General features: G+C 69.9%; 3 protein-coding genes. 2 read left to right on the forward strand and 1 reads right to left on the reverse strand.

Features of this window, described 5'->3' with window-relative positions; all coding sequences use genetic code 11:
* On the forward strand, positions 1-1,599 hold a 1,599-nt coding region (locus BIV57_RS11595; RefSeq protein ID WP_071656662.1), incomplete at its 5' end, for a relaxase/mobilization nuclease domain-containing protein.
* Positions 1,600-1,666: 67 nt separating this feature from the next.
* Positions 1,667-2,008 (forward strand): hypothetical protein, encoded by a 342-nt coding sequence (locus BIV57_RS11600; RefSeq protein WP_071656663.1) that lies wholly within the window; start codon positions 1,667-1,669, stop codon positions 2,006-2,008.
* A 164-nt stretch (positions 2,009-2,172) separates the two neighbouring features.
* Here the strand turns inward: BIV57_RS11600 and BIV57_RS11605 are convergent.
* Positions 2,173-2,459 (reverse strand): DUF4913 domain-containing protein (locus BIV57_RS11605; protein WP_139275613.1); only part of this gene is annotated, 287 nt, incomplete at its 5' end.

The following is a 2,459-nucleotide window of genomic DNA, read 5'->3' on the forward strand; positions in this document are numbered from 1 at the left end:
ACTCTCCATCAAACCCAGTACTTGACACGCCAGCAGGACGCCACCCTTGCCCACCTGGCGACCGTCCTGGACGCCCCAGTCAAGGACCGCACCGCCCGCACCGGCAAGCCCCTGGCCCGCCACGTCTGGCACTGCCCGGTCCGCGCCGCCCCCGAAGACCGGATCCTGACCGACGCGGACTGGGAGCACATCGCCCGCCGCCTGGTCGCCGCGGCCAGCATCGCCCCCCACGGCGACGACGACGCCTGCCGCTGGATCGCCGTCCGGCACGCCGACGACCACATCCACATCGTGGCCACCACCGTCCGCCAAGACGGCCGCCGCCCCACCCTCCACCGCGACGCCCTCCACATCCAAGCCGAATGCCGCCGCATCGAGATCGAGTACGGCCTGCGCCGCCTCAACCCCGGCGACGGCACCCACTCCAAACGCCCCACCAGTGCCGAACAGCACAAGGCCCGCCGCACCGGACGGACCACCACCGCCCGCGAGCAGCTGCGCACCACCGCCCGCCAGTGCCTGGCCGCTGCCGACAGCGACACGGACTACCTCCAGCGCCTGCGCGCGGCGGGCGTGCGCGTCAAAGTCCGCCACGCCCCCTCCGGGGACCTGCTCGGCTACTCCCTGGCCTTGCCCGGAGACCGCAACCGCCACGGCCAACCCGTCTGGTATCCCGGTAGTACGCTCGCTCCCGACCTCTCCCTTCCTAAGGTCCGCCAGTGGCTAAGCGGCACCGGACCAGGCGAGCGGTCAACGGCACCCCGGCGCCCGTCCACCGCCCGCCACGCAGCCACGCGGGCGGCCGAGGCCGCATTGGGCCAACTCAGCCACCGCTCAACCAGCGACGCGGACGCCGCTGCTGCCCTGACCGCAACCGGAGCCCTCCTCGACGCCCTTGCCTCCACCACCAACGACACCCAACTAGGCGATGCTGCACGAGCCTTTGAGCGCGCTACCCGCATTCCGGTTGCGCCCCGGCACGCCGGCGCCCGTGACCTCGCCCGCGCGGCGCGGGATCTGGCCCGCGCCGGAAGCGCCCTTGGCCGCGGCGATGACCAGGAGGCCACGGCCATGCTCCTGTCCACCCTGGTCCAGCTTGCCCTCGCCGTCGCTGCCTGGCACTTCACCCACCACCATCTCCAGCAAGCAGCCGCCGCCCAGGTCGCTACCGCGCACCTGCGCACTGCCTACGCAAGCGCAGCCAGGCGGCCGCTGGCGGCATGGCACGCTCAGGGCCGCGCCCTGTCCGACGCGGACCTCATGCACCTCACCTCAGCAATCCGCGCAGGCATCCCGGAGCGCGCCGAGCAGGTCCTCGCCGAAGCCGCATGGCCGGCGCTCGCCGCCGTCCTGCGCGCGCGGGCCGCGGCAGGGGACGATCCCATTGCCGTGCTGCGGGAGGCCGCCGCCGACCGGGAGCTTGAGTCGGCTGACGCAGTCTCAGAAGTCCTCGTGTGGCGGATACAGCGCCTCACGCGCCAGCGACGACCCGATCAGGCGCAGGGTGATCGCGAGCGGATGGCACCTTCCAACTCCGGGACCATGTCGGCTGAAGTTCACACCGATTCGGGTGGATCCTCTCGCCGACCACACCGATAATCGGGCCAAGAGGTGCATACACACGGCAGCGCAACCCGTGCTGCCTATGGTCACCTAGGGATCTGGGATGATCGAGTCTGACGGCCATGCGCACGGCGAGGCATCGTACGAGGCGGTCTCTGATGCCCAGCCCGTGGTGTACATCTCGCTCTGTGCAGGTGAACTGGCCGTTCTTGATGGGCTTGTTCGCTGCGGCGAGTGTGAGGCCCGGCGGGACTGGCTGGTGCTTCGCTTCCGGGAATGGATCTACGTCCGATGCCGCTGCGGTCACGAATGGCACGAGCCCAGGCTCTCACCATTCGACATCATCACTCAGTGCAAGAGCCCCGAGCGCGACTGGAGCGACGCGGACAGCACGGACCGCGCGCTCGGATTCGATGGTCTGTTCCACGGCAGTTATCTTGACTAAAACGTTGGAATCGCGCTGGGCGATCAGCCGGGTCCTCGGATGGTTCGGAGACGAGCGGAGAGGCCAGCGAGGGCAGGCCCTCGCGTCTCGGACGATCTCTAAGGCGGGCTAACCCCGCCATGGTCTACAGGCCCAGACGCCAGCTCGACTTCTGCTCACCTTGGTCACGCGAGGTCGGCAACCGTGGCGAGGAGGCGGTGCGTCGGGCGGTTTACATTGGTCGTGCAAGCGGCGAATGGCCCGTCTGCGCTGCGGAGTTGCAGCAGCGCAGGGTCGAGGTGGTCGCGGTGGAACATGGAGGGGCCAGCGAGGCCGGCTGAGGGGGCGGTGTATTGCTGCCAGGCCAGCCAGAGGGCATGGAGGCGGGCGACGGCCTCGGGGTGCTGATGCCATTCAGGACACCACGGCCTCGCGGTGGTGATCTCGCGGCCGTAGACGGGGAGCAGGAGTC

The organism is Mangrovactinospora gilvigrisea (assembly GCF_001879105.1).
In the GTDB taxonomy this organism is placed as follows: Bacteria; Actinomycetota; Actinomycetes; order Streptomycetales; family Streptomycetaceae; genus Mangrovactinospora; species Mangrovactinospora gilvigrisea.